Genomic DNA, 21810 nt, shown 5'->3' on the forward strand with positions numbered 1-21810 from the left:
AACTGTCAGTCACGTCAATGGACAGCACGCGCATGGATTGCGCGCCAGTGACAGGAGGATAGCAATGACCAGTTTCAAAGTTTTGGGCGCGACGCTCGTTCTTTCCGCGCTCCTTGCGACGCCCGCCTCGGCATGGGAGGCGATCTCGGAGCCCGCCGCGGCCGCAGCCAAGGACCCGACCTTCTCCATCTACTCGAACGATGGCCGTGGATTCTCGCGTACAATGGCCTCGCAGGCACCACTCGGCGACGCGTCGGGACTGCATATGTCGGTGCGGCCGCATCGCGGAAATCACACCGCCGGCGTCAAGCGCTACTGAACACGGACTTCGAATTGCCAGTAACGGAAGTCGCGGCCTGCGGCGGGATGTCTGCTTTGCCCCGGTGAGCGGACATCGTGAGGCTGCCTCGGCATGTCCGAAAAGTGCCAGAAGGAGACGTCTGCGAGACCACGCTTCTAGGTTCGACGCGAAGAGGATCCATCGAAACGATAGGCCAATCGGAGCATCCTGGCTCTAACCGCCTGCACTTTCAGCACAACGCTAATTACCCAGTTCGGTGCTCCCATGTGGCGTAGCGTTTCAACGTTCCCCCGCTCCCAACGTTGCCAACTGTTCGTGTTGGAAAAGTAGTCATGCTCGCCAATACACCACTCCAATGTGCGCGCAATTTCCTCCCGCAACGGTTCGGCTTGCGGTAGCTTGCCAACAAAGTTCAGTTCTCGCCGAAGACAAATCGCCTCGATCCGAGAACGCACTTTTTCATTATAGCTGATGCCCCACCGCTCCAGCCTTGCATGGGTCGCTTCATGAACGATGCAGGATGCGATGCGTTCGAGCGAGGTCGTTTCAAGGAGAACAAAGCGCTCATCGAGTTTGCAAGCGTTCAGCGACCGCTCGTAGCTTGCGCGAGCATTTGGGAGTAAGTCCACCCATATTCGTTCGAGGTTACTGATGATGCGAGAATAGTGAAGTGGATCATGGTCTTTGATCAGTCGGAGTGCATCTTCGACGCGGCATAACCCGGGCTGCGGTTTGCATTCCATGCTCCCAACCCAGAGTCCATCAACCTCTCGGCTCGTTGATAGCCAGAGGCCAATCCTATCGACGATAGTTGCCTTCCGATCCGACTTCTTTGCGAAGGATACACCGCGCAAATTCCGTCGGGTTTTCAAATGCGGCAAGCGTCAACTCCCCTCTCACAGGCTTAACTCGGCCTCTTGCCGACATCCTTTAGGCGAGCGCTTCTTGCGGGTTAGTTAGAAGTTTATTTCAAATAGTATTGATCATCGGATTTCTGGCAAGTGATCATCTAATCAATAGCCGCTTTGGGTCAAACTGAGACCTTGGACCGCGTTCGGAATTGGTCCGTTCGTCCCCTGACAACTGACATCGCAAGACCGGCCCGGCAGGTCCGTTCCGTGCCACAAAGAGACGAAAATCGAGGAAAATCCGCGATTCTGAAGCGGACATTTCGCGGCCCGGGAACAAAAAAGTTGCGGCTGCGCGCACGAAGTAGCCGACGATAATCTGCAGCAACGAATGCCGGCGGTTGCCTATCGCTACACATTTGGTGGCGGTGTTGCCAGCGCATTCCAATGAGCGGACGCCTCCCGCCGGCGCGCCGGCACACAGACAGTTATCCAATTAGAAAACTATTGTTGACAGATGCCCGTCGCGCATCTATTGTTAGCTATATGGCTAACCATCCTCCTTATCTCGACAACGTGTTCAGCGCGCTCGCCGATCCAACGCGGCGCGCAATCATTGCGCGGCTCTCGCAAGGCGAGGCTTCCGTGGGCGAACTCGCTCAGCCATTCGACATGGCTCTGCCGAGCCTGATGAAACACATACGTGTGTTGGAAACCGGTGGCCTCGTCGAGTCGGAGAAGCATGGCCGCGTCCGCACATGCCGCCTGATGCCAGGCGCCATGAAGGGGGCCGAGAACTGGCTCGCCGAGCAGCGCGCCATCTGGGAAGCCCGCCTTGACCGGCTCGAGTCTTATGTTGCGACGCTTGAGAAGAAGCCGCCAAGGAGAAGGCGTCGTGACTGATGCACCACACTACATCCTCAAGAGCACAGGAAATCGCCATGACCTCAACTCCGGACGCCGCCCTCGCACGCTGGGATATCGAGCGCGAGATCGTTCTCTCGCGTGTCATCAAGGCAAAGCGTGATATCGTCTTTGCTGCCTGGACAGAACCGGAGCATTTGCCAAACTGGTTCGGGCCGGCGGGGTTCAAGATCGAAACCAAGGAGATCGACATTCGCGTCGGTGGCGTGTGGCGCTTCGACATGCTTGCCCCAAACGGCCAGCGATTTACGAATCGAATGCGCTTTCGGCGCATCGAGCCGCCGCACCTGATCGAGATTGATCACGGTTCGGACATGGATGACGATCCAGCCCGTTTTCGCTCCACGATTACGTTCGATGAGCAGAGCGACGGCAAGACCGTGATCACGCTGCGGCAACTGCATCCGACCAAAGCACAGCGCGACAGGACGATCGGCTTCGGCGCCGTCGAGTTCGGCTACCAGACCCTGGATAAATTGGCTCGGCATGTCGAGACAGCGACAGGCTGATGACTTCGAATGGAACCCTGCAAGACGGGTGTGATGAGCGCCATGATGTCCGGTTCCGAAAGCGCTGGCGATGTCTCTTGCGGGTCAAACGCGTCTCTTTGGCCGTCGGCTAGCCACTTCCGGTCAGGTCCAAACTCCGGACATGTCGCTGCGCCTCTCGCGCCTTAGCTCAGTACTTACCCAGGGTCGCAATGTAGGCCGGTTCGGCGGCTTTCAGGGCCTTCCGCGAGTTGGCGGACAGGGTGATGGTCACCAAAAAAATGACCCGACGGGCAAATCACTTCTGATTTTCCGAAGTCGTGTCAAGCCCAGGAATCAAAAATATTCTGCTTTCGCCGTCGGGCAAATCAGTGGTTTGAATCCGCCCGTCTCACCCGACAAGAGGGGCGGCTCGCGATCGTCACGAAACGCGCGGTGGGATGCGATGGACGCGGATGTGCCGACGACGAACGGCATTGAAGCGTACGGCGAAGTCGTGTGGTCCTGACGCCTCGACGCTGGCGTCAAGCTTTTGCGGAAGTATCCGTGAAAGTGACGGTGGCAAGAAAGCCCGATCACCGGGGAGAGCGCGATATAAACCGTAAAACCGTTGCGCAGGGAAAGCCGGGATGCCTCCGCTGAACCTGTATGCTCGTGTGCACTTTGTTTTGTGCACTTCGCACACGAGACCGCGGATGCAGCGCGCACCCGGCTTTCCCTGCGCCCTCTCTGATCGAGGGCGAGGACTTTCAGCAAAGCTCGGGCCCATCGTGTCGCGAGAATGCGAACACACGTCCAGTTGTCATCCAGTATTTCCGGAGACACCGATGATAGAATCGAGAAGCCGCAGGGGCGCGCGCGCTCAGAACCGTTCGTTGCCCGGCCTAACCCGCCGTCACGTCCACCAGTTCCTCCCCGTCGAGAACCCGAATTGCCTTGGCGCGGTCGAGATCGCCTTCCCAGGCGGCAACGACCACGGTGGCGACGCAGTTGCCGATCAGGTTGCCGAGCGCCCGCGCCATGCCGATGAACCAGTCGACCGACAGCACCAGCACCAGCCCGATCGCGGGAATGGAGGGCACCGCATTCAAGGTCGCCGCCAGGATCACGATGGCGGAGCCGGGAACGCCGTGGGCGCCTTTCGAGGTGACCAGCGATACGCCGAGTACCAGCAGGAGATCGCCGAACGACAACGGCGTGTTGGTGGCCTGCGCGATGAACACCACCGCCAGCGTCAGGTAGATAGAGAACGCATCGAGGTTGAAGGAGTAGCCGGTGGGAATCACGAGCCCAACCACGGAATCCTTGACCCCGAGGCGCTCGAGCTTGCGCATGATCTGCGGCAGCACCGCGTCCGACGACGCGGTCGCCAGCACGATGGTCAATTCCTCGCGCAGATAGCCAAGGAATTTGAGGATGTTCAGCCCGGCCAGCGCCATCACGGAGCCGAGCACGCCGAGCACGAAGATCGCCACCGCGAGATAGAACAGCACCACCAGCGAAATCAGCTGCTTCAGCGAGCCGACGCCGTATTGCCCGACGGTATAGGCGACCGCGCCGAGCACGCCGAGCGGGGCGAGGCGCACGATCAGTCCCATCATCCGGAACAGGATGGTCGATACCGCATCGATGAAGGCGCCGACGCGCTCGCCCTTTTCGCCGCCGACCAGCGCAAGGCTGACCCCGAACAAGATGGCAAAGAACAACACCTGCAGCACGTCGTTGCGCGACAGCGCGTCGATCGATGTGGTCGGAACGATGTTGAGGAGGAAGCTGCCGATGCCGCCGCCCTTCAGCTTGTGGGCATTGTCGGCATAGGTATTGAGCGCCTTGGCATCCAGCGACGACGGATCGATGTTCATGCCGTGGCCCGGGCCAAAGAGATAGGCGAGCAGGAGGCCGACGACGAGCGCCACCGTGGTCATGACCTCGAAATAGACCAGCGCCTTGACGCCGACCCGCCCGACCTTCTTGAGGTCGCCGGCGCCGGCAATGCCATGCACTACCACGCAGAACACGATCGGCGCCACGATCATCGAAATCAGTTTCAGGAAAGCGTCGCTGAAGATCTTGAGGCCGATGGCGAAATTGGGCACCGCCATTCCCAGCACGATCCCCAGGAGAAGGGCGACCAATACCTGGACAAACAGCGATGAATACAGCGGCTTTCGCGCAATTTCCGCAGACGTGGTGATGGTGGCCATCGAATGCTCCCCTTCATTCAGTGGCTCTGAACCGAGCAACAACCATGCCACGATGCCGGGTCTGCGCAAATCCAATGCATGAAAAAATCAGCCCAGCTAATGAGCAATTGCACGTCATAAAAGCTGCGCTCAGGGAATGAGCAAACCCGCGTGCAAAATACAACTTACTGAAAATACGAATGATTTTCTGTCGTACGGTTGCATACAGCCATTGTACACAATGGCACGCGCTTTGCTTCGTTCGGTTCCGAGAGTTCTCTCGCGCGGGGTGCGAACGTCATGGCGAACTCAAGACAGCCGTCCAGCGGTACCGTGGCTGCGGAGCCAGAACCGATCGATCTCGACTGGTCGAACACCGCACTTCTCATCATCGACATGCAGCGCGACTTTATGGAGCCGGGCGGCTTCGGCGAAACGCTCGGCAATGACGTTTCGCAGTTGGCGCGCGCGGTGAAACCGATCGCATCCGTGCTGGACGCGGCGCGCGATCTCGGGATGCTGGTCGTGCATACCCGCGAGGGCCATCTGCCCGACCTGTCCGACGCGCCGCCGGCCAAGATCGAACGTGGTGCGCCGTCCTTGCGTATCGGCGATCCCGGTCCGATGGGACGGATCCTGATCCGCGGCGAGGCCGGCCACGACATCATTCCCGCGCTCTATCCGCTCGACAGCGAGATCGTCATCGACAAACCCGGCAAGGGCGCCTTCTACGCCACCGAGCTCGGTGACGTGCTGCAGAAATACGGCATCGAGAATCTCCTGGTGTGCGGTGTGACCACCGAGGTCTGCGTCAACACTACCGTGCGCGAGGCCAACGACCGCGGCTATCGCTGCGTGGTGCTGGCCGACGGCTGCGCTTCCTATTTCCCGGAATTCCACGAAATGGGCCTGAAAATGATCAAGGCCCAAGGTGGCATCTTCGGCTGGGTCTCCAACTCGGCCGCGGTTCTCAAGGCAATGACAACGGAGACTACAAACAGTTTGGCAGCGGGAGCATCGCGATGAGCACGAGCATGACGGGGACTGTCGGAAAGCCTGACTTCAAGCCGGTATTGTGGACGCCCGGCGACTGGAACGCGTTCTTTGGATTCGGTACCAATATTCTGGTCAACATGCTGGTGCTCACCGGCCTGTTGCGGTTCGTGCTGAAGATGCCGGATTCGCTGGTGTTCGGCCGCATCCTGCCGGCGCTCGGCCTGATGATGTGCCTCTCCACCTTCTATTATGCATGGCTGGCCTACCGGCTGGCGCAGAAGACCGGCCGAACCGATGTCTGCGCGCTGCCTTCGGGCGTCAGCGTGCCGCACATGTTCATCGTCACCTTCGTGATCATGCTGCCCGTCACCCTCAAGACCGGCGATCCCATGAAAGGCTGGTCGGCGGGCCTGGTCTGGGTGTTCTTCCAGAGTTTCATTCTCATGATTGGCGGCTTCATCGCACCGGTCATACGGAGGATCACCCCGCGGGCGGCGCTGCTCGGCACGCTCGCCGGCGTCTCCGTGACCTTCATCTCGATGCGGCCGGCGCTTGAAATGTACATGACGCCTCAGATCGGTCTGGTCTGCTTCGCCATCATCCTGGTGAGCTGGTTCGGCGGCGTGAAATATTTCAAGGGAATTCCGGCGGGCCTCGTCGCCATCGCGGTAGGCATGATCATCGCATGGGGATCGAATCTGTTCGGTCTCGGGCTCGGCGGGCTGAGTGTCAAGGGCGTCGGCGACGCCTTTGCGAGCTTCGGCTTCTCGGTGCCGATCCCGGCGGTCGGCCATGTCTTCTCTGGCTTCGAGTTCCTCGGCGTCATCCTGGTGACGGCGATCCCGTTCGGCATCTACGATCTCGTCGAGGCGATGGACAATGTCGAGAGCGCGGAAGCTGCGGGCGATGAATATCCGACCACGCGCGTCCTGACCGCCGACGGCGTCGTCAGCCTGATCGGCTGCCTGATGGGCAATCCCTTCATCAACGCGGTCTATATCGGCCATCCCGGCTGGAAAGCGATGGGCGGGCGGATCGGCTATTCGGCGGCGACCGGCATCATGGTGGTCGTGCTGTCGTGGTTCGGCATCATCTCGGTGCTGCTGGCGCTGGTGCCGGTGGTCGCGATCTCGCCGATCCTGCTCTACATCGGCATGCTGATCGGCGCGCAGGCGTTCCAGACCACGCCGATCAAGCATGCGCCGGCGATCGTGCTGGCGCTGACGCCGCATCTGGCCGCCTGGGCCAAGCTGCAGATCGACACCATGCTCGGATCGACACTGAACGCCGCGCAGGCAGCCGGTCTTGCCGCCGACAAGGTGGGCGACGTCAAGATGGCGGCGATCGCGGCCCTGCCGCAACAGGGCGTGCTCTATCATGGGTTAGAGGTGATGGGCGGCGGGTCGATCCTCGCCGGCCTCATCCTTGGCGCGATCGGCGTGTTCGTGATTGAGCGCGATTTTGTCAAAGCTTCCGCCTTCGCCTTTGCCGGCGCGGTGATGACCTATTTCGGCTTCATGCATGGCGAAGCCGTCGGCATCGGCGGCGGATTCGGCGTGACGCCTTCGGTCGCGCTGGCCTATGCGGTCGTGGCGGCCGGACTGTTCGCGCTCAGCAAGCTGGAGACGAGCGCGCACTACGTCGCGCATCCGGATATGCCGATGGCGGCGCCGGCCGAATAGCCAGGAAAGAGCAAACCCGGCGTCGGGTCCGCCGGCGCCGGGTTTGCCAAAACTTGAGACGTTGGGTCGCGAGGTCCAATGGACGCGCCGGTTATGCCACGAGGTCCAGGAGTCGCGGCGAGCCGCGCAGCAGCACGCTGCGGCCCGTCGGCGTCAGGGCAGGACGGCCATCGATCATTTCGGCCAGTTGCAGCGCGACGAGGCTCCCGACGACGGATCGATTGAGCACGCGCGCGTTTGGCGCGAACGCACGCAGCGCCTTCAACATCTCCCATTGATCCGGCGTGAGATCGTAGTCGAGTTCCGCGTTCATATTGCCTCGAATAATTCCAGAAGTTTGCACCAAGAGCTTTGCGGCCAATACGTTTCGCACGTGTCTTACGAAGTGAGCGTGAACGCCATGCGACTACAATGAGTCCGGATTTCGATGAACAGGTATTTTGGAAATACGTCTGTGGGAACCGGTGGAAATCGCTGTTTTTACCATGGCCGTGGCTTCGAAATCGCCGGTAACGCATCTGTCACAACAACGTGTCATTGGAGGCTATCGATGCCCCGAATCAGGCGGCAACGACAATTGATGCCGTTGCCCGATTGGACAGACACTGGAAGCCCTTGTGCCGCAAAAGACGTCCGGCGGCGGCTCCCGACTGAGAGGCCTGGGCGTCGTCGTCGGCATTGCCATCGCGGGAGCAGCGATCTTCGCGCTGACGCATGCGCTCAAACACGTCAACTACGACGAAGTCCTCGCCATCGTGGCGCGCACCGACATCCGCGTGCTTGTCCTGGCGCTGATGCTGGTGGTGTTCTCCTACGGCAGTTTGACGATCTACGATCTGCTTGCGCTGCGTACCATCGGTCGCACTGACGTTCCCTACCGGATCGCGGCGCTGGCAAGCTTCACCAGCTATCCGATTGCCCACGGCGTCGGCGCGGTGGCGCTGGTCTCGCCGGTCATCCGCTATCGGATCTATGCCAGCAACGGTCTTGGTGCGCTCGACGTGGCGAATATCTGCTTTTTGACCGGGCTGACATTCTGGCTGGGTAATCTGACCGCGCTTGGGCTCAGCCTGTTTTACGAACCCGCGACCATCGGCCTGGTGGATTATCTGCCGCCGCAGGTCAACCGCGTGCTGGCGGCCGCGGTGCTGCTGGGCGTCGCCGGCTTTCTGGTCTGGAGCTGGCGCGCGCCGAGACGGCTCGGAACGCGCAAGTGGCCGGTCCGGCTTCCGTCCGGGCCGATGGTGTTGCTGCAGATCGTGCTTGGGATCTTCGATCTCGGCGCCGCGGCGCTTGCGATGTATGTGCTGATCCCGGCCGGGATGAATATCGACATCTTCCGCCTGACCGCGGTCTTCATCGCGGCAACCCTGCTCGGTTTCGCAAGCCATGCGCCGGCGGGCCTGGGCGTGTTCGATGCCGCGATCCTGCTCGGGCTCGGCGGCGAAGACCAGGAGCCGCTGATCGCGGCGCTCCTGATGTTCCGCTTCCTGTATCACTTCCTGCCCTTCGTGATCGCGCTCAGCCTGTTCGGTGGCGTCGAAGCGTGGCGGGGGTTACGCAGGAAGCGCTAACCGCGCTTCGCTTTTCACACCGGCGAATTGAGCTTGAGCCCGACCATCCCCGCCACGATCAAGGTGAGGCATAACAGCCGGACCGGGTCGGCCGGCTCGCTGAAAACCAGGATACCGACCAGGATGCTGCCGACGGCGCCGATCCCGGTCCACACCACATAGGCGGTGCCGAACGGCAGCGATCTCAGCGCAACCGCCATCAGGGCGAAGCTGAGCGCGATCGCGAGAACCGTTGCTGCCGTCGGCCAGAACCGGGTGAGACCATCGGAATATTTCAACCCGAAAGCCCAGGCGATTTCGAGCAATCCCGCCGCAACAAGTGCCAGCCACCCGCTCACGGCGTTTTGGGCTCCGCCGGCAGCGCCAGCACGGCGTATTGCGCATAACCGCGGAACGGGCGTTCGAACGCGAGATCCGCGCCGTCGCCTTTGGCCAACGCCGCCAGCGCGTTCTCGAGATCGTCGCGCGGCGTGACGTCGAACATCGCAAGCCACCGCAACAACAGCGCGCGGGCGATGTCGGGCAATCGCTCCTGATTGCCGAAATCGACCACGTGCAGGCGGCCGCCTCGTGTCAGGCGCCTTCTGGCCGCGTGCAGCACGCTGCGCCAGTCCGGGATCATCGAGAGGCTGTAAGAGATCATCACGTGATCGAAGGAGGGGACCCCGAATAAAAGCTGTGGATCGAACGCGGTTCCATCGCCATGGGCGACGCGAATGCGGCCGGTCATGCCGCGCCGCGAGATCGCGGCGATCGCCGACGTCAGCATTTCCGTCGATACATCGATGCCGAAAAATCGCGCGTCGGGATAAAGTCGGGCCGCTTGCAGCAGGTTTCTGCCGGTGCCGCAGCCGATTTCCAGCACGTTCGCACCGGGGGCGGGCTTGAGGCCTGAGATCAATTGGTCGCGGCCGAGCAGGTAATACCGCCGCGTGCCGTCATAGATATGGCGCTGCCGGCGATACATCCGGTTCATCCGGCTGGTGGCCTCGTCCGGCCACGCGACCTCGGCGTCGATCTCGGGGGAATAGAGAGACATTCGCGCACCTCCTGTTCACCTGTCTCTATTTCCATCGGATGTTCGCGCGACAGAGGTGTGACAGGTGCGCTCGCTTCCCACGATGATCCCGTAATTCTACCGAGATCCCGCGTTGTCATAACGCCTTCCGCTGTCGCAAAACTGCAGTGAGCCGGCGATACCTTGATGAGATTGTTGATTCGAGGGATGGATGAACACGCAATTGATCGCGGACGCGGTTCGCAACAGCAGGGATGAAACTGAGGCGACCGTCTGGGACAGGTTGTTCGCATTCTGGTTCCGCCGCCTAGTCTACACCCAGATCTGGGAGGATCCGGAAGCCGATCTTGCCGCGCTGCAATTGCCGCTCGGCTCGACCATCGTCACGATCTCTTCCGGCGGCTGCAACGCGCTGTCCTATCTCACCGCGCAACCGGCCCAGGTCTATGCCGTCGACCTCAACGAGGCGCATCTTTCGCTGCTCAAGCTCAAGCTTGCCGGGCTTCGCGCATTTTCCGGTTACGCCGAGTTCTGGCAGTTCTTCGGCGAGGCCGCTTCTCCCGCCAACGCGCAGCTTTATCGCGAGCGGCTGTGGCTGATGCTGGACGCCGATGCGCGCGCCTATTGGGACAAGCGCAACGTGATCGGCCGTCCGCGGCATGCCTATTTCACCGACGGATTTTACCGCCACGGCATGCTCGGCCGCTTCATCGGTCTTGCGCATCTGCTGGCGAAGTTCGCCCGGATCGATCTCACTGCGTTGCTGACCGGCAAGGCGGATGACCCCGCGCGCTTGCAGGCGCTGGATCGCCTGGACCGGCTGTTTCATTCGCGCCTGGCGCGTCTGCTCACGGGTACGCCGGCGTTGTTGTTCAGTCTCGGCATTCCGCCGCAGCAGCGGGCGCTGCTCGGCGCGGACGCCCCGATCAACGAGGTGCTGCATGAGCGGTTGTTGCGCCTGATCAACGGTCATCCCAACGACACCAATTATTTCGCCTGGCAGGCGCTGCATCGCAGCTATTCCGGCCCCGGCGATCGCTGCCTGCCGCCTTATCTGCAACGCCGCCAGTTCAACCGCATGCGCGACGGCGCCGGCCTGATCATCCCGGTGCACGCCAATCTCCGTCAGTTCCTGGAAAATCTGCCGGCCCGCGAGGTCGATGCCGTGATCCTCCTGGACTCGCAGGACTGGATGGCGGCGGACGAGATCACAGCACTCTGGAACGCCATCGATCGCACCGGCAGCGACGAGGTGCGCGTGATCTTCCGCACTGCCGGCACCGAGTCTCCTTTGGAGAGCGCGGAACTTGCTCCCTTGCGGGAAATCTGGCGGCGCGACGACGAGCGAAGCGCGATCGGCTTCGCCCAGGACCGCTCGGGAATCTACGGCGGCTTCCACTGCTACGTTCGGCGCTGACACGCGCCGCACGAGGGAGTGAAACTGCCGAACGCGTGCGTATCACGACCAGCGGCGAAGAATCACGCTCGCGTTGACGCCGCCGAAACCGAAGCCATTCGAGATAGCGTGCGTGATCGGCATGCTCTGGGCTTCATGGCCGACCAGATCGACGCCGTCGGCAAGCGGATCGGGATTCTCGAGATTGAGCGTCGGCGGAGCGATCTGGTCGCGAAGGGCGAGAGCGGTGAAGATCGCCTCCAGTCCGCCGGCGGCGCCGAGCAGATGCCCGGTGGCTGACTTTGTCGCGCTGACCGCGATTTTCCTGTCGCTGCCGAAAACGGTCTTGATGGCTTGCAGTTCGCCGCTGTCTCCGACCGGCGTCGAAGTTGAGTGGGCATTCAAGTGCTGGACATCGCCTGCCGCCAGGCCCGCCTGCCGCAGCGCCAGTCGCATCGCACGGGCGGCCCCTTCGCCGTCCTCGGGTCCCGATGTCAGGTGGTAGGCATCGGCAGTGGTGCCGTAGCCCACGATCTCGGCAATCGGTTGGGCCTGCCGGGCCAGCGCGTGCTGCAGTTCCTCGATCACGAGAATCCCTGCGCCTTCGCCCATGACAAAGCCGTCGCGGTCGCGGTCGAACGGGCGCGATGCGCGTGCTGGCATATCGTTGAATCCGGTCGAAAGCGCGCGCGCCGCGGCAAAGCCTCCCAGGCTGACCAGATCGATGCACGCTTCCGCGCCCCCGCAAATTGCAATGTCCGCATCGCCGGCCCGGATCAAGCGCGCGGCATCTCCGATCGCCTGGACGCTGGCCGCGCAGGCCGTGACCGGCGCGCCGAGCGGTCCCTTGTAGCCGTAACGAATCGAGATATGTCCGGCCGCCAGGTTGACCAGGAAGGATGGCACCGTGAACGGCGACAGACGCCGGATGCCGCGGTGGTCCGTCGTGCGCACCGCCTCGACAATCGCCGGGAATCCGCCGATGCCCGAGGCGATTACCGTTGCGGTTCGCTCGAGCGATTGGGCATCGGTTGGAGCCCATCCGGCTTGCGCGATCGCCTCCGCTGCGGCGACGATCGCAAACAGAATGAAGCGGTCCATCTTGCGCTGGTCCTTGCGCGCCACGACCGCATCCGGATCAAAGCCGCCGTCCGGGTCGTTGCTCTTGTCGGGTACCAGTCCGACCACTCTGGCGGCAAGGTCCGCGCTGATCGACGCGGGTATTGCGCGCAGGCCCGATCGCGCCGCGAGCCGGCGCGACCAGATCAATTCCACGCCGCAGCCGAGCGGCGACACCGCTCCCATGCCTGTCACGACGATCCTGCGCATGTGGGTGCCTATGTCGGAGGGGAATCTGGCCGCAGGGCCCGCATCGAACCCAGCCGCCGAAGCATGTCGGGACTCGCCTTCGGGCCGGGAACGAGCACGACATTATCCGGCGTAACCGGCGTCAGCGTGCCGGCGGCGACGATGATCGGTTCAACCGCGCGCGACGACGCCCGATCCGCCATCAGCAGCGACTTGCCTTTCGGCGACAGGTGTTTGTTGCCCCAGGCGAACATCGCCACCACCACCGGAAAGAAGTCGCGGCCCTTCGGGGTGAGTACATATTCATACCAATTCGGCCTCTTGTGATAGAGGCGGCGTTCGAACATGCCCTGCGCGGTGAGGTGTTTCAGGCGCCGGGCCAGAATGTTCGGCGCAATACCGAGGCTCCTCTGGAATTTCTCGAAACGGGTACAGCCCTGAAAGGCATCGCGCAGGATCAGAATGCTCCACCATTCGCCGACGGACTCCAATGTCCTGGCGGCTGGGCATTCCGAGCTAGGTTTTTTCCGCGGCTGCATGACGTTATCAAGCTAGGATAGGTACTTTCATTTTGCAAGTACCTGTCCCGCCTCCACGTGCCGTACGCCGCTCAGCTCAAGGACGTACCGCCGGCGTTTCGATCGGCATCCCGCGGGCGCGCGACATCAAATATAGTTCGAGCTCGACCAGCTCCGGCGCACCGTACTCATAGGGCTGGGCGCGAATGCCGGTGATGCAGCCGCGCAGCCGGCGTTGCAGCGAGCCGAGCGACTGCCACTCCAGCCGATAGAGCGGATAACCGGTCGGATGTCCTTGCGTGATGGCGGAGCCGGCAAGATGCTTGTCCCAATTGTCGTCATGGCAATTGGCGCAACCGAGATTGACTTGGCCCTGCCGTTGCATGAACAACTCGCGGCCTTTGGTGATGAAAGGCGCAAGCTGCGGATCGTCGCCGGCCACGATCGGCATGTCGCGCGATTGCTGCGCGACGAAGGCGGTGAGCGCCAATAGCTCGCGGCTTTCGTAGGCGAGCGGCGTGGCCTGTTGATGGTTCGCCCGGCACAGATTGATGCGCCGCTCCAGATCCACGGGACGGCCGAGCGCCTTGTCGAAGGCGGGATAGCGCGCCGCGACGCCCTTCATGCTGGCGCGCGCGTCGTCGTGGCAGTCGGCGCAGGCCTTGCCGGCGGAGCCAGCTTTATTATTCCATAGCGCCTCACCGTCGAGCACAAAGAGCATGCCGGGATTGGCGGTGTCGTCGTTCTGCATCGCCTGGGTTTCCGGAGTCATGAAGCTGAATCCGGAGCGGCGCTCGCTTGCCGGGATTTCGGCGGCGCGAACCAAAGAGGACGCGACCAGCAGCGCGGCCACGATGATGGCGCGGGCAGGGCTCATTCGACGATGATCGAGGCTGAGGCGGTCTCGGAAAATCCCTTGTCACCGATCCACTCGAAATCGAATTTGCCGCTCTCGGTCGCGACCGTGAAGAAGGTGATGAAGGGATTGGCGGCAATCGCCGGAAACAGATCGGCGCGGAAGATCTCGCCGCCGTTGTAGCGGCAGGTAAAGCTCGTGATGATGTTGCGCGGAACGGCTTCGCCGGTCGAGGTATGGCGATAGCCGGTCTCCATGATATGCGACATCAGCGTCTTGATCTCGATGATCTCGCCGCGTTTCGCCTTTTTCGGAATGTTGATCAGCGCGGGGGTCATCAGATCACCTCTTCGGTGCAGGCGGCGAGCGTCACCACGACGTCGGCCGTGGCGGACCAGAACGAGCCGTCGGACAAATGTGCGATGGCGACGATCTTCTGGCTGTCGGCGAGGCGGATGCGGGTCGAAACTTGCGCGCGTCCGGCGCGCGGGCCGAGATAGAAATTGCCGATGTTCGGCTGCGGGTTCTTCTCGTTGAAGACGTGGATGCTCTTGACGTAGTCTTCCGGCGTCATCGGGCTTGTGACGCTGACGGTCATTGGCACGGTGTTGCCGTTCTCGACCAGCGGCGGAATGTCGAGTTTTACCTTTCCCGTGCGCACCACGGCGCTGCCGACAACATTGCGGATCGCGGCGGCGAGCATCGCCGGTGTCGCGTCCGCCGGCCGCAGGGAGACGACGGGAACCGCGCCCAGTGCGGCCGCGCTGCCGGCGAGGCCGAGGAACCGGCGGCGCGTGGAATTTTCATGCTGCTGCATTACTGGTCCGTTCCTATTCACGCAGGCTTGTGAGATATGCCACGATATCCTCGATTTGTTCCGCCGACAGGATCGGCTTGCCGCGCCATGCCGCGCCTACGCGCAGCAGTCCCTCGACGCGATAATAGGACGGCATGATGGTCGCGGGATTGAGGCTGGAGGCATCGACCAGCCGCAACCGGAGCTGGCCTTCGGACCAGCGGCTTCCGGCTCCTTTGAGGTTTGGCGCGAGATCGCCCTGAAACCTCGTTTCCGGGAACGGGCCGGAGTGGCAGAGGATGCAGGTGCTGGCGCGATCCAGCACCAGCGCGCGTCCGCGCGCCGCGTCGCCCGGCATACCCGTCAGCGATTTCGGAATCGCGTCGCCGGCGATGACATAACTCCGCAATCCCGCATCCTCCGCCGCGCAGGGCAGGGCGAATGTAGCGGCGGCGAGCCACGCACCGGCCATTACTGTCGCCGATCTAGCCAAAGGCATCCACCGTGATGGTGCTGTACCAGGATTTCGCCTCGTCGGCTTCCCGCGCGCGCACCTCGCGCGGCGCATCGATCGGACTGGTGGTGACTGGCTCAGCTTCTGCGAACATCCCCTCCCGGGCCAGATAGACGCCCGATTGCGAGAAGGCGTAGCCGGGCGCGACCGTATTATAGCAGGCGCCGACCAGCCGCGGCATATCAGGCGATTTGCCGGCGGTCAGCCTAGCAATCGCTTCGGCGCAGGTCTTGCCTTGCGCGTTCGCGGCGGAAGCGGATTTCGGGATGGTGCCGCCGAAGCAGGCGTCGCCGATGACATGAATATCGGGCACGAGTCTGGAGGCAAAGGTCACGGGATCGATCGGACACCAGCCGGTGTTGTCGACCGCACCCGCAGTGTCGGCGATGCGGCCGGCCCATTGCGGCGGAATCACATTGGCGACCTGGGCTGTGTAATTGCCGAAATCGGTGACGATGGTGTTGGTGGTGGGATCAACCGAAGTGACCCGGCCACCTTGCGACAGCGATATGCGTTCGATCATGCCGGGATAGAGGTCCCTCCAGGCATTCTCGAACAGGCGCTGTTGCGGAAACGCGTCCTTGGCGTCGAGGATCAGGATCTTGGAGCGTGGCTTCTTGGTTTTCAGATAATGCGCGATCAGGCTGGCGCGCTCGTACGGCGCCGGCGGACAGCGCGACGGGCTCGCGGGCACCGCGAGCGCGACGAGGCCGCCGTCGTCCATAGCCGCCAACTGTTTGCGCAGCAGCGCGGTCTGTGCGCCGGCCTTCCAGGCATGCGGCATCCTCATCATGGCGGCTTCGTCGTAGCCGGGCAGGGCATCGAGGCGCAGGTCAATGCCCGGCGATAGCACGAGGCGGTCGTAGGTGAGCGACGTGCCGTCGGCGAGCCCGACCGTGCGGGCTTTCGCATCGACCTTCGTAGCGGCCTGCGCGATCACGGTCACGCCTTCCGCCGCGATCCTGTCATAGGAAAATTGCTGCGCCTCGAGGTTCCTCAAGCCCGCGATGACTTCGTTGCTGAACGGACAGGCCACGAAAATCCGGTTCGGTTCGATCAACGTCACCTCGAGCTTCACATCGATGCGTTTCAGCGCCCGCGCGCAGCTCGCCCCGCCGAAGCCGCCGCCGATCACCACGATGCGGGCGGCGGATTGCGCGCGCGACGGGCAGGGCAAGGCGAATGCCGCTGCCGACGCCGCGACGCCGCCAACGACGTTTCTCCGCGTCATCAGCCGCAGCGCGTCCATGAAAATCATTCCAGCATGGCGCGGCGGCCGTTCCGGGCCGCCGCGCCGGGGTCAGGCGAAGGTGATGTTCTGGTCGCGCAGCGGCACCTGGCGGATGCGTTTGCCGGTCGCAGCGAAATAGGCGTTGAGCACCGCCGGTCCCGCCACACAGATGGTCGGCTCGCCGACGCCGCCCCAGAAGCCGCCGCTCGGCATCACGATCGATTCCACCTTCGGCATCTCGGATATCCGCATGGAATTGTAGCTGTCGAAATTGGTCTGCTCGATGGCGCCGTCCTTGACCGTGCATCCGCCATAGAACAGCCCGGTCAGCCCGAACACGAAGGAACCCGCGATCTGGCGCTCGATCTGCGCGGGATTGACGGCATAACCGGGATCGGTGGCCGCGACGATGCGATGCACCTTGATCTTGGTGCCGTCGGTCACCGAGATTTCCGCCGCTGCGGCCACGTAGCTGCCATAACCCATATACTGGGCGAGGCCGCGGTAAACACCTTGCGGCGCCGTCCTGTCCCATCCGATCTTGTCGGCCACCGCATCGAGCACGGCAAGGTTCTTCGGATGATCGGCCAACAGCTTGCGCCGGAACACGAGCGGATCCTGCCCCGCAGCATGCGCCAGTTCATCCATGAAGCATTCTACATAGAGCGCGTTCTGGTTGACATTCACGCCGCGCCAGAAGCCCGGGATGATGTGCGGATTGCGCATCGAATGTTCGATCAGGAGATTGGGAACGCTATAGCCGAACGCGGCATCGCCCTTCGGGGCAAGGCCTGCGAACGTCGCGGGATCCATGCCGTTGATCATGGCCTCGGGGCGCAATGCCGCGAGGATCGACTGGCCGGATATCCGCATGTGCAGCCCGACCAGGTTGTTGTCGGCATCGAACGCGCCGGTCATCTTGCATTGCGTGATCGGATGATAGCGGCCGTGCTGCATGTCCTCTTCGCGCGACCACAACAGCTTGACCGGCGTGCCCGGCATCTGCTTGGCAATCGCAACCGCCTGGCGGACATAGTCGGTCTGGCCGCGACGCCCAAAACCGCCGCCGAGCATCTGCTTGTGAACGTCGACCTTGTTCGCCGGCAGGCCGGATTCCTCCAGCGCCGCGGCGAACGCCGCCTCGCCATTCTGCGTGCCGCACCAGACTTCGCATTTGTCTGTCGTGTAGAGCGCGGTGGCGTTCAGCGGCTCCATCGCCGCGTGGTTCTGGTAGGGATAATTGTAGACCGCCTCGACTTTCTTGACGGCGCCGGCGATCGAGCCCGGGGCATCGCCGACCTTGTTGCCGACGAAGGCCGGTCCGGAATCAAGGCCCTCGGCCAGCCATTTCGCAATCGAAGCCGAATTGACCTTGGCGTTGGGGCCCTCGTCCCAGACGACCGGCAGAGCGTCGAGCGCGGTCTTGGCGTGCCACCAGGTATCGGCAATGACGGCCACCGCGCTGTCGTCGACCCGCACCACTTTCTTGACGCCCTTCATGCCCGCGATCTTCGCTTCATCAAAACTCGTGAGCTTGCCGCCGGTGACCGGGCAATCCTTGATCGCGGCGTTGAGCATGCCTGGAAGTTTGATGTCGATGCCGTAGACCGTCGTGCCGGTGGTCTTGTCGGGGGTGTCGAGGCGCTTGACGCCCTTGCCGACGAGCCTCCAGTCCTTCGGATCCTTCAGCTTGACGTCGGCCGGCGGCTCCAGTTTGGCGGCGGCTTCGACCACCTTGCCATAGGTCGTGGTGCGTCCCGACGGCGTGTGGGTGATGACGCTGTTGGCGGCGGTGCATTCGGACGCCGGCACCTTCCATTCATTGGCCGCGGCCTGGATCAGCATCACGCGCGCCATCGCGCCGCCCTTGCGAACGTAGTCCTGCGAGGCGCGGATGCCGCGGCTGCCGCCGGTCGAAAAATCGCCCCACACCCGCTTGCGCGCCACGCTCTCGCCCGGCGTCGGGAATTCCGTGGTGACCTTCGACCAGTCGCATTCGAGTTCTTCGGCGACCAGTTGCGCAAGGCCGGTGAGGGTCCCCTGGCCCATTTCCGATCGTGCGATCCGGATCACGACGGTGTCGTCGGGCCGGATCACGACCCAGGCGTTGATTTCGGGCGAGCCGTCGGCCGCGCGCACCAGGCCGGGGCCGCCGAAGGGAAGATCGAGACCGACAGCGAGGCCGACGCCGGTTGCGGCGGTACCGATGACGAAGGCGCGGCGGTTGAGCTTGACGTGCTGGTTCATGGCCGCCTCCTCAAGCGTTCGCGATGGCGTGGATCGCCTCGCGCACCTGCTGGAAGGTGCCGCAGCGGCAGATATTGGTGATGGTTTCGTCGATGTCCTGGTCGGTCGGCTTCGGTTTGTCCTTGAGCAGGGCCGCCACCGCCATGATCATGCCGCTCTGGCAATAGCCGCATTGCGGCACGTCGTTGGCGATCCAGGCCTGCTGCACCTTGTGCAGGGCGCCTTCGCCCGCCAGCCCCTCGATGGTGGTGATCTGTTTGCCGATGGCTTCGCTGACCGATACGCCGCAGGAGCGCATCGCGACGCCGTCGACATGGACGGTGCAGGCGCCGCATAGTGCAATGCCGCAACCGTATTTGGTGCCGGTGAGCCCGATATTTTCCCGGATTGCCCACAGCAGAGGCGTATCCGGCTCGACATCCACGTCGAAAGTTTTGCCGTTGATAGTGAGGTTTGCCATCGCGATCCCCTTTTTTGGTCCAACCCATCGATTGGACTTTGGCTGGATGCTGGACTGGAAACTGGAATCGTTCAAATCAAGAATCTGCGTTTGTAATGCGGAACAATTGATTTGCTCCGGCGTTACGCGCTGACAGCGCGAAGCTGCGGACCCGCTTGGGGTCGACGATCCGAACCTCAATACCGGCCTCGCGCAGCACCTTGGCCCAGACCCGCTCGTAACCGCCACTTGCCTCCATCACCGCCTTGTTCACCTTGTGCTTGCGAAGCCAGCCAACCAGCTTGCGGTGGCCCTGTGCGGTGTTCGGAAACGTCTGCCGCAATGCAAGCGCGCGAATGCACGCATCCACCTTGTCCTTTGCTACATCGATGCCGACGACAACCAGATCATTTTGTGCCATCATCCACTCCCTTCCTTGCTCGGTTCGGGCTCGAAGCCCTTGCAACTGTTCGGGTTGAGGAAGACACCGGAGCTGTCCCTCGCTCTGATACAGGCTCTGTCGCCTTTGGGCGCAACGGGCTCAGTTCCAGCAACGGGCGGTTGGTCGGCAACCGGCCGTTCGCACATTCTGACAGATTTTCTGGACACAAGGGCGCAGGGAATGCCGGGCGTCCGATGCGCCCGATAGCCGCGTGTGCAATGGTAGTGATAGAACGCACACGCGTTAGTCAGGTCACACCGGCAAACACCCGGCATTCCCCGCGCAATGGTTTTACGGCTTATGTCGTACTCTCCCCGGTGATCGGGCTTTTTTGTCACCGTCGCTTGCGGAAATTGCTCCCCGCAAACTTGACGCCAGCGTCGAGGCGTCAGGACCACACGATTTTGCCGTCCGCGAGTTAAGCGCCCTCGTCTTTGGCGCCGCTCGCGTCCATCGCATCCTGTCCCGCGTCCGTGACGATCTCGAGCCGCCCCTCTGTGGGACAGGACGGGCAAGGTTATACAGGTGATTTGCTTCTTCGGAAAATCAGAATATTTTTGCAAAGGGGGCTGGACAGGTTTTTGCTGATTTGCCCGTCGGGTCAGGCGAACATGTCGCAGGGATGCAGTTGAGTGCTTCGCGAACCCATGGCGGAAAAAACTGTCAAGCGCATGTGGCCAGCCTGGACGGCGAGGCGTATCTCCTGATTGTCGGCGTCGCCGAAAGCTGCTAACCGTTTATCACTCGCGTGACTGGCGACCTCGGATGGAGCACCATCGGGAAGCGCGAGAAGAACCCGCCGTTCGCCTGGGCAATCGGGAATGACCCCGATCAAACGCTTCTTTGGGAGCTGCCCATGCGTACATCCATCAACATTGCCGGGCTTCAAACGTACGGTTATCACGGGCTGTTCGAGGAAGAGCGGACGCTCGGTCAAAAATTCATTTTTGATATTTCGGCAACATTTCGGGATGTCCGGACCCACCGTGGCGACAATCTCGACTCCTCCGTCAGATACGACGCCGTCGTCGATGAAGCCGTACGGATCGCCGCGTCGGGCAAATTCTGGACTCTCGAGGCGCTGGCTGAGACGATCGCCGTGGGCCTGCTTCGGCGCTTCGCCCTCATGGACGACGTGACAGTCGCTGTCGCGAAATCCAGCCCGCCGATCGCCCACTCGATAGAACAGGTCAGCGTTCAGGTCGGACTGCGGCGCGCGGACCTTGCGCTGGACCAAGGTGAGTGCTCCGATGCATCCGGCTTCTCCCAAACATTTTCGGCGTCGACTTCGGTCGCCGCAGATGCAAAGGCCGTCCGGCTTCACGATAGCCGCACCTTGCAAGGTTCTGGATGCCGATGAGGGACCGGTCGCGCCTCGAACCGGATTGGAAGATCCGGCCGTTCCTTCCCGGTGACGCGCCGGCGGCCCGACGGCTCGTCGAATCCGTTTGGCATGAGCATTTTGATCAACACCCGGATCCGTTCGTACGGGAATTCATCTATACGCGTCTGTCGGATGTCGACAGCGCACAAATCGCATACGGCGATCGGGCTCTCTTTCTGTGCGCGGTGAGCGAAGGCGAGATCGTCGGCACCGGCGCCATAAAGAGCCTCGACCATCGAGAATGTGAAATGGCCCGCATGTTTGTCGCTTCAGGCTACCGTAATCGCGGCATCGGCCGGGCAATTGCAGATGAGTTGATCAGGTTTGCCCGCACGGCGGGATACGATCGCATCCGCTTGTCCAGCAATAACTCCTTGGCAGCCTCGCACCGTCTCTACGAAAGATTGGGCTTCCAATCCGTGCCGGCCTGGGACCCGGGCGGCGAGACGTACTCGCGTTACTATGCCCTTCGGATATCAAACCCGCGGCGTTGACGGGTCTGCATCCTCCGTCACCACGCATCCCGGGGCACGCCGCACGGCGGGCAAATTTCTTGTGGCGCTTGCGCCATAAGACCGCGCCCGACGACTTTTTACTCACAGATCGTCGCAGCACAGCGTCAGCACGAACCCGCCACCGAGCGCACGCCCGTCTGCTCGCGCGCT

The 21810-nt window shown here is 62.4% G+C and carries 24 protein-coding genes and 1 riboswitch; of the genes, 9 read left to right on the forward strand and 15 right to left on the reverse strand.

Translation table 11 applies throughout. From position 1 onward, the window contains the following. The first annotated feature begins 64 nt into the window (after positions 1–64). Positions 65–319 carry a hypothetical protein gene (locus B5525_RS20880; protein WP_079567677.1) on the forward strand — a complete coding sequence of 85 codons (255 nt, stop codon included), beginning with the start codon at positions 65–67 and terminating at the stop codon, positions 317–319. A gap of 137 nt (positions 320–456) precedes the next feature. Here the strand turns inward: B5525_RS20880 and B5525_RS20885 are convergent, their stop codons facing one another. Further along, the gene (locus B5525_RS20885; protein WP_154073347.1) at positions 457–1044 is read right to left on the reverse strand and encodes a hypothetical protein; all 588 of its coding nucleotides are present in this window, start codon (positions 1042–1044) and stop codon (positions 457–459) included. Positions 1045–1695: 651 nt separating this feature from the next. Here B5525_RS20885 and B5525_RS20890 point away from each other — a divergent pair. Together B5525_RS20890 and B5525_RS20895 are read left to right on the forward strand one after the other, a co-directional pair. Continuing rightward, the gene (locus B5525_RS20890) at positions 1696–2052 is read left to right on the forward strand and encodes an ArsR/SmtB family transcription factor (RefSeq protein ID WP_079567679.1); all 357 of its coding nucleotides are present in this window, start codon (positions 1696–1698) and stop codon (positions 2050–2052) included. Positions 2053–2090: 38 nt separating this feature from the next. Further along, the gene (locus B5525_RS20895; protein WP_079567680.1) at positions 2091–2582 is read left to right on the forward strand and encodes an SRPBCC family protein; all 492 of its coding nucleotides are present in this window, start codon (positions 2091–2093) and stop codon (positions 2580–2582) included. A gap of 863 nt (positions 2583–3445) precedes the next feature. Here B5525_RS20895 and B5525_RS20900 read toward each other — a convergent pair. Next, entirely contained in the window at positions 3446–4765 is a 1320-nt protein-coding gene (locus B5525_RS20900) for a dicarboxylate/amino acid:cation symporter (protein ID WP_079567681.1), read from the reverse strand. Between the two features lie 279 nt (positions 4766–5044). Between B5525_RS20900 and B5525_RS20905 the strand changes: the two genes are divergently transcribed. Both B5525_RS20905 and B5525_RS20910 read left to right on the forward strand, forming a co-directional pair. Then, a complete protein-coding gene (locus B5525_RS20905; protein ID WP_079567682.1) occupies positions 5045–5770 on the forward strand; it encodes a cysteine hydrolase family protein in 726 nt (241 codons plus the stop codon). Further along, on the forward strand, positions 5767–7422 hold the full coding sequence (locus B5525_RS20910) for a regulator (RefSeq protein ID WP_079567683.1): 1656 nt from the start codon (positions 5767–5769) through the stop codon (positions 7420–7422). The genes B5525_RS20905 and B5525_RS20910 overlap by 4 nt, the downstream gene beginning before the upstream one ends. Positions 7423–7513: 91 nt before the next feature. On the opposite strand, the gene B5525_RS20915 is transcribed toward B5525_RS20910, so the two are convergent. Next, entirely contained in the window at positions 7514–7735 is a 222-nt protein-coding gene (locus tag B5525_RS20915; protein ID WP_079567684.1) for a hypothetical protein, read from the reverse strand. A 304-nt stretch (positions 7736–8039) separates the two neighbouring features. Here B5525_RS20915 and B5525_RS20920 point away from each other — a divergent pair, with 304 nt between their 5' ends. After that, the gene (locus B5525_RS20920) at positions 8040–8996 is read left to right on the forward strand and encodes a UPF0104 family protein (RefSeq protein ID WP_244567981.1); all 957 of its coding nucleotides are present in this window, start codon (positions 8040–8042) and stop codon (positions 8994–8996) included. 14 nt (positions 8997–9010) lie between these two features. Here B5525_RS20920 and B5525_RS20925 read toward each other — a convergent pair whose 3' ends face one another. Both B5525_RS20925 and B5525_RS20930 read right to left on the reverse strand, forming a co-directional pair. Further along, positions 9011–9334, reverse strand: a complete 324-nt coding sequence (locus tag B5525_RS20925) for a DMT family transporter (RefSeq protein WP_079567685.1) — start codon at positions 9332–9334, stop codon at positions 9011–9013. After that, positions 9331–10035 (reverse strand): class I SAM-dependent methyltransferase, encoded by a 705-nt coding sequence (locus B5525_RS20930; protein ID WP_079567686.1) that lies wholly within the window; start codon positions 10033–10035, stop codon positions 9331–9333. Before B5525_RS20930 ends, B5525_RS20925 begins: the two co-directional genes overlap by 4 nt. A 190-nt stretch (positions 10036–10225) precedes the next feature. Here B5525_RS20930 and B5525_RS20935 point away from each other — a divergent pair, with 190 nt between their 5' ends. Continuing rightward, positions 10226–11431, forward strand: a complete 1206-nt coding sequence (locus B5525_RS20935; RefSeq protein ID WP_079567687.1) for a DUF3419 family protein — start codon at positions 10226–10228, stop codon at positions 11429–11431. A 42-nt stretch (positions 11432–11473) separates the two neighbouring features. Here B5525_RS20935 and fabF read toward each other — a convergent pair whose 3' ends face one another. From fabF to B5525_RS20985, 10 genes are all read right to left on the reverse strand, one after another. Further along, a complete protein-coding gene (gene fabF, locus B5525_RS20940) occupies positions 11474–12739 on the reverse strand; it encodes a beta-ketoacyl-ACP synthase II (protein ID WP_079567688.1) in 1266 nt (421 codons plus the stop codon). Between the two features lie 8 nt (positions 12740–12747). After that, positions 12748–13257 (reverse strand): winged helix-turn-helix transcriptional regulator, encoded by a 510-nt coding sequence (locus B5525_RS20945; protein ID WP_079567689.1) that lies wholly within the window; start codon positions 13255–13257, stop codon positions 12748–12750. A gap of 76 nt (positions 13258–13333) precedes the next feature. After that, positions 13334–14113, reverse strand: a complete 780-nt coding sequence (soxA, locus tag B5525_RS20950) for a sulfur oxidation c-type cytochrome SoxA (protein WP_079567690.1) — start codon at positions 14111–14113, stop codon at positions 13334–13336. Then, positions 14110–14430 (reverse strand): thiosulfate oxidation carrier complex protein SoxZ, encoded by a 321-nt coding sequence (soxZ, locus tag B5525_RS20955; RefSeq protein WP_079567691.1) that lies wholly within the window; start codon positions 14428–14430, stop codon positions 14110–14112. Before soxZ ends, soxA begins: the two co-directional genes overlap by 4 nt. After that, the gene (locus B5525_RS20960) at positions 14430–14909 is read right to left on the reverse strand and encodes a SoxY-related AACIE arm protein (protein WP_079567692.1); all 480 of its coding nucleotides are present in this window, start codon (positions 14907–14909) and stop codon (positions 14430–14432) included. The genes soxZ and B5525_RS20960 overlap by 1 nt, the downstream gene beginning before the upstream one ends. A 13-nt stretch (positions 14910–14922) precedes the next feature. Next, positions 14923–15360, reverse strand: coding sequence for a sulfur oxidation c-type cytochrome SoxX (soxX, locus tag B5525_RS20965; RefSeq protein WP_079567693.1), 438 nt, complete (start codon positions 15358–15360; stop codon positions 14923–14925). 13 nt (positions 15361–15373) lie between these two features. After that, positions 15374–16651 carry an NAD(P)/FAD-dependent oxidoreductase gene (locus B5525_RS20970; RefSeq protein WP_079573623.1) on the reverse strand — a complete coding sequence of 426 codons (1278 nt, stop codon included), beginning with the start codon at positions 16649–16651 and terminating at the stop codon, positions 15374–15376. A gap of 51 nt (positions 16652–16702) precedes the next feature. After that, positions 16703–18880 carry a xanthine dehydrogenase family protein molybdopterin-binding subunit gene (locus B5525_RS20975; protein WP_079567694.1) on the reverse strand — a complete coding sequence of 726 codons (2178 nt, stop codon included), beginning with the start codon at positions 18878–18880 and terminating at the stop codon, positions 16703–16705. Positions 18881–18890: 10 nt separating this feature from the next. Then, the gene (locus B5525_RS20980) at positions 18891–19340 is read right to left on the reverse strand and encodes a (2Fe-2S)-binding protein (RefSeq protein WP_079567695.1); all 450 of its coding nucleotides are present in this window, start codon (positions 19338–19340) and stop codon (positions 18891–18893) included. A 76-nt stretch (positions 19341–19416) separates the two neighbouring features. Further along, complete coding sequence (locus tag B5525_RS20985) at positions 19417–19743, reverse strand: IS110 family transposase (RefSeq protein ID WP_244567982.1); 327 nt, start codon at positions 19741–19743, stop codon at positions 19417–19419. Between the two features lie 756 nt (positions 19744–20499). Beyond that, a riboswitch (ZMP/ZTP riboswitch) is annotated at positions 20500–20581 on the forward strand. A gap of 36 nt (positions 20582–20617) precedes the next feature. Here B5525_RS20985 and folB point away from each other — a divergent pair. Together folB and B5525_RS20995 are read left to right on the forward strand one after the other, a co-directional pair. Continuing rightward, positions 20618–21121 (forward strand): dihydroneopterin aldolase, encoded by a 504-nt coding sequence (gene folB / locus B5525_RS20990; RefSeq protein ID WP_079573625.1) that lies wholly within the window; start codon positions 20618–20620, stop codon positions 21119–21121. Next, a complete protein-coding gene (locus tag B5525_RS20995; RefSeq protein WP_079567696.1) occupies positions 21112–21639 on the forward strand; it encodes a GNAT family N-acetyltransferase in 528 nt (175 codons plus the stop codon). The genes folB and B5525_RS20995 overlap by 10 nt, the downstream gene beginning before the upstream one ends. Positions 21640–21810: the final 171 nt, after the last annotated feature.

It is taken from the genome of Bradyrhizobium erythrophlei, from assembly GCF_900129505.1.
Classification (GTDB): domain Bacteria; phylum Pseudomonadota; class Alphaproteobacteria; order Rhizobiales; family Xanthobacteraceae; genus Bradyrhizobium; species Bradyrhizobium erythrophlei_D.

Bases quoted from the DNA above. Each gene is read 5' to 3' on its own strand.
- B5525_RS20880 (WP_079567677.1), top strand. From the start codon at position 65: ATGACCAGTTTCAAAGTTTTGGGCGCGACGCTCGTTCTTTCCGCGCTC.
- B5525_RS20885 (WP_154073347.1), bottom strand. From the start codon at position 1,044: ATGGAATGCAAACCGCAGCCCGGGTTATGCCGCGTCGAAGATGCACTC.
- B5525_RS20890 (WP_079567679.1), top strand. From the start codon at position 1,696: ATGGCTAACCATCCTCCTTATCTCGACAACGTGTTCAGCGCGCTCGCC.
- B5525_RS20895 (WP_079567680.1), top strand. From the start codon at position 2,091: ATGACCTCAACTCCGGACGCCGCCCTCGCACGCTGGGATATCGAGCGC.
- B5525_RS20900 (WP_079567681.1), bottom strand. From the start codon at position 4,765: ATGGCCACCATCACCACGTCTGCGGAAATTGCGCGAAAGCCGCTGTAT.
- B5525_RS20905 (WP_079567682.1), top strand. From the start codon at position 5,045: ATGGCGAACTCAAGACAGCCGTCCAGCGGTACCGTGGCTGCGGAGCCA.
- B5525_RS20910 (WP_079567683.1), top strand. From the start codon at position 5,767: ATGAGCACGAGCATGACGGGGACTGTCGGAAAGCCTGACTTCAAGCCG.
- B5525_RS20915 (WP_079567684.1), bottom strand. From the start codon at position 7,735: ATGAACGCGGAACTCGACTACGATCTCACGCCGGATCAATGGGAGATG.
- B5525_RS20930 (WP_079567686.1), bottom strand. From the start codon at position 10,035: ATGTCTCTCTATTCCCCCGAGATCGACGCCGAGGTCGCGTGGCCGGAC.
- B5525_RS20935 (WP_079567687.1), top strand. From the start codon at position 10,226: ATGAACACGCAATTGATCGCGGACGCGGTTCGCAACAGCAGGGATGAA.
- fabF (WP_079567688.1), bottom strand. From the start codon at position 12,739: ATGCGCAGGATCGTCGTGACAGGCATGGGAGCGGTGTCGCCGCTCGGC.
- B5525_RS20945 (WP_079567689.1), bottom strand. From the start codon at position 13,257: ATGCAGCCGCGGAAAAAACCTAGCTCGGAATGCCCAGCCGCCAGGACA.
- soxA (WP_079567690.1), bottom strand. From the start codon at position 14,113: ATGAGCCCTGCCCGCGCCATCATCGTGGCCGCGCTGCTGGTCGCGTCC.
- soxZ (WP_079567691.1), bottom strand. From the start codon at position 14,430: ATGACCCCCGCGCTGATCAACATTCCGAAAAAGGCGAAACGCGGCGAG.
- B5525_RS20960 (WP_079567692.1), bottom strand. From the start codon at position 14,909: ATGCAGCAGCATGAAAATTCCACGCGCCGCCGGTTCCTCGGCCTCGCC.
- soxX (WP_079567693.1), bottom strand. From the start codon at position 15,360: ATGGCCGGTGCGTGGCTCGCCGCCGCTACATTCGCCCTGCCCTGCGCG.
- B5525_RS20970 (WP_079573623.1), bottom strand. From the start codon at position 16,651: ATGGACGCGCTGCGGCTGATGACGCGGAGAAACGTCGTTGGCGGCGTC.
- B5525_RS20975 (WP_079567694.1), bottom strand. From the start codon at position 18,880: ATGAACCAGCACGTCAAGCTCAACCGCCGCGCCTTCGTCATCGGTACC.
- B5525_RS20980 (WP_079567695.1), bottom strand. From the start codon at position 19,340: ATGGCAAACCTCACTATCAACGGCAAAACTTTCGACGTGGATGTCGAG.
- B5525_RS20985 (WP_244567982.1), bottom strand. From the start codon at position 19,743: ATGATGGCACAAAATGATCTGGTTGTCGTCGGCATCGATGTAGCAAAG.
- folB (WP_079573625.1), top strand. From the start codon at position 20,618: ATGCGTACATCCATCAACATTGCCGGGCTTCAAACGTACGGTTATCAC.
- B5525_RS20995 (WP_079567696.1), top strand. From the start codon at position 21,112: ATGCCGATGAGGGACCGGTCGCGCCTCGAACCGGATTGGAAGATCCGG.